The organism is Nocardiopsis listeri (assembly GCF_020741345.1).
Lineage (GTDB): Bacteria > Actinomycetota > Actinomycetes > Streptosporangiales > Streptosporangiaceae > Nocardiopsis > Nocardiopsis listeri_A.
This window is the reverse complement of the sequence record NZ_DYZD01000247.1, coordinates 1-2,727: the sequence shown is the minus strand read 5'-3', so window position 1 is coordinate 2,727 and position 2,727 is coordinate 1. Positions and strand designations below refer to the sequence as shown.

Sequence of the window (2,727 nt, the reverse complement as noted above, 5' to 3'; positions counted from 1 at the left end):
GTGGAGCTATGGGGATTCGAACCCCAGACCTCCTCCATGCCATGGAGGCGCGCTACCAACTGCGCCATAGCCCCTGGTCTGCCGGACGGTTTCCCCGTTCGGCATGTGAATACTGTACCGGATTCCAAGGGTGGGTCGAACCGGGGGCGAACGTCGGCCGTCCTTCTGGTGACGCTCTGGGTGGGTCGGTCCGTTGTGGGGGCGAATATCCTAGGGGCGTGCCCGAATCCAAGCTTGAAATCCAGATGCTCCACGATCGCCTGTTGGTCAAGGCGATCCCGGACAAGAGTGAGCGGCGCAGCAGCGCGGGTCTGGTCATCCCGGACACGGTGAAGTTGGCGACGCGGCTGGCCTGGGGCGAGGTCCGTGGTGCGGGGACCGGCGCCCGCCATGTGAAGACCGGTGATCGTGTGCTCTTCGATCCGGAGGAGCAGGGCGAGGTCGAGTTGAACGGCGAGCGGTACGTCATTCTGCGGGAGCGGGACGTGCACGCGATCGCGAACGAGGCCCCCGAGCGGGGCACCGGCCTGTACCTTTAGCCGTCGTTCCGGGGCCGGGGCCCGGTGGTGGGCCCCGGCCCTCCTCATGCTCGGGGTTCGCGGCCGACCGCTTTGACCAGGGACAGCAGGCACATGTTGTGCGCCTCGAAGACGGGCACCTTCGCGACGCCGGTGTAGGTCCAACCGGCGTAGAGGGTGGCCCACAGGTGCTGTTGGGCCCACAAGGGCGTGACGCGCGGGTCGATGGTGCCGTCCTCGTGGCCGCGTTCGATGAGTTCGTAGAGCGCGAGGTCGCTGGGGCCGCACTGCTCCTCGTCGTGCCCGTCGGTCGTCTCCTCGCCACCGACGGAGAGCATGATGACCTTGATCAGCCCGAAGTACTCGGAGGCCAGGCGGGAGAAGGCCTCGATGGCGGTGCCCTCGGTGGTGCGGGCGCGCGCGGTGGCCTCGTCCGCGAGTTCGTTGGCGTAGCCCTCCAGTGCCGCGACGAGGTCGGCGCGTTCGGGGAAGTAGCGCTGCAGGGTGCTACGGGCGACCCCTGCCCGGGTCGCCACCCGTGACAGCGGGGCGGACCGATTCTCCGTCAGGACGTCGACGGCGGCCTCCAGGATCGCGCGGCGGGTGCGTGCGCGAGTCCTTGTCTCTTCCTCTGTGGGAGCGCTCTTCACCATGTCTTCATCCTAGGTGGATCGGTACTTGGTTGACAATAATCGGTCACTCATGACCTAATTCAGACCATGGTTGATCAATCCTCGACATCCGACTCCCGATCCTCGCCCTCCCCTGAACCACGCTTCGCCCAGCTGCGGGTGCTCTGGTCCTTCGTCCGACCTCACCGACGCGAACTCCTGCTCGGCCTCGTGTTGGCCCTGCTGGGGTCGGCCCTGGAACTGGCCAACCCGATGGTGATCAAGCTGGTCCTGGACACGGTGTCCGAGGCCGGCGGCCTGGCGATGCCGGTGACGATCCTGCTGTGCCTGTTCGTCAGCGGCATGGTGTTCGGGTTGTGGCACTGGATCGTGTTGGGCACGGTCGCGGAGAAGGTGGTGCTGGACGCGCGCACGTCCCTGGTGCGCCGCTACTTCAGGGCGGCCATGCAACCGCTGTCCGAACGCCCTTCCGGGGAACTCGTCACCCGGGCCACCTCCGACACCGTCCTGCTGCGCGAGGCCGCGTCCAGCAGCGTGATCAGCCTGATCAACGGTGGTGTCCTGCTGGTCGGCACTCTCGTCATGATGGGTGTGCTGGACCTGGTCCTACTCGCGGTGACCGCGACCGCGGTGGCCGTCGTGACGGTCCTGTTCCTCACCCTGATGCCCGCCCTGGCCAAGGCACAGGAGAGGGCGCAGAACTCACTCGGCCTGATGGGCGGGGTCCTCGAAGGGTCCCTGCGGGCGATCCGCACCGTCAAGGTGAGCCGCGCCGAGGAGCGTCTGGGCGACCAGATCCTGGGCCACGCCCGGGACGCCGCCGCGCACGGTATCCGCTCGGTGCGCCGGGAGGCCCTGGCCTGGACGATCGCCTTCGGCGGGATCCAGCTGTCGATCATCGCGATCCTCGGGCTGGGCGCGCTGCGGGTGGCCTCCGGGGAGATCACCGTCTCCACCCTGGTGGCTTTCCTGCTCTACGCGTTCACCCTGATGACCCCGGTCATGGAGCTCTCCCAGAGCGTCACCACGCTGCAGTCGGGCATCGCCGCCGCCAAGCGCATCCGCGAGGTGGAGGCCGTCCCCCTCGAACCCACGGCCGAGGCCCCGGTCGGTTCCCCCTCCGATCGCCCCCTCGTCCCGGTCTCCGAGAACGGTCACGGGAGTCCGTTGTTGGAGCTGCGCGGGGTCACCGCCCGATACGCCCCGGGAGCGGAGGCCGCCCTGGAAGAGGTCGACGTCACCGTCCCCCCACATGGGCACACCGCCATCGTCGGCCCGTCCGGCGCCGGCAAGACCACGGTGCTGTCGTTGTTGCTGCGCTTCCTCGAACCCGAGCACGGCGAGCTGTTGTTGGAGGGCAGACCGTACCGCGAGCTCTCCCCGCAGCAGGTCCGGGCGCGCTTCTCCTACGTGGAGCAGGACACCCCGGTGGTGCCGGGCACCATCCGCGACAACCTACTGTTCACCCGACCCGAGGCCGGTGAGGAGGAGCTGCGCCGGGTCCTCGACGAGGTACGCCTGGCCGACAAGGTCGGCTCGCTGGAACAGGGCCTGGACACCCCTCTCGACTCCAACTC

At 68.3% G+C, this 2,727-nt stretch carries 3 protein-coding genes and 1 tRNA gene; 2 read left to right on the top strand and 2 right to left on the bottom strand.

From position 1 onward, the window contains the following. Position 1: 1 nt before the first annotated feature. Positions 2–74, bottom strand: a tRNA-Ala gene (locus K8V84_RS13035). Positions 75–245: 171 nt separating this feature from the next. On the opposite strand from K8V84_RS13035, the gene K8V84_RS13030 reads away from it, so the two are divergent. Continuing rightward, on the top strand, positions 246–539 hold the full coding sequence (locus K8V84_RS13030; RefSeq protein WP_304074500.1) for a co-chaperone GroES: 294 nt from the start codon (positions 246–248) through the stop codon (positions 537–539). A gap of 44 nt (positions 540–583) precedes the next feature. On the opposite strand, the gene K8V84_RS13025 is transcribed toward K8V84_RS13030, so the two are convergent. After that, the gene (locus tag K8V84_RS13025) at positions 584–1,171 is read right to left on the bottom strand and encodes a TetR/AcrR family transcriptional regulator (RefSeq protein WP_304074496.1); all 588 of its coding nucleotides are present in this window, start codon (positions 1,169–1,171) and stop codon (positions 584–586) included. Between the two features lie 138 nt (positions 1,172–1,309). On the opposite strand from K8V84_RS13025, the gene K8V84_RS13020 reads away from it, so the two are divergent. Beyond that, the coding region (locus K8V84_RS13020; protein ID WP_304074498.1) for an ABC transporter ATP-binding protein at positions 1,310–2,727 on the top strand (1,418 nt) is incomplete at its 3' end.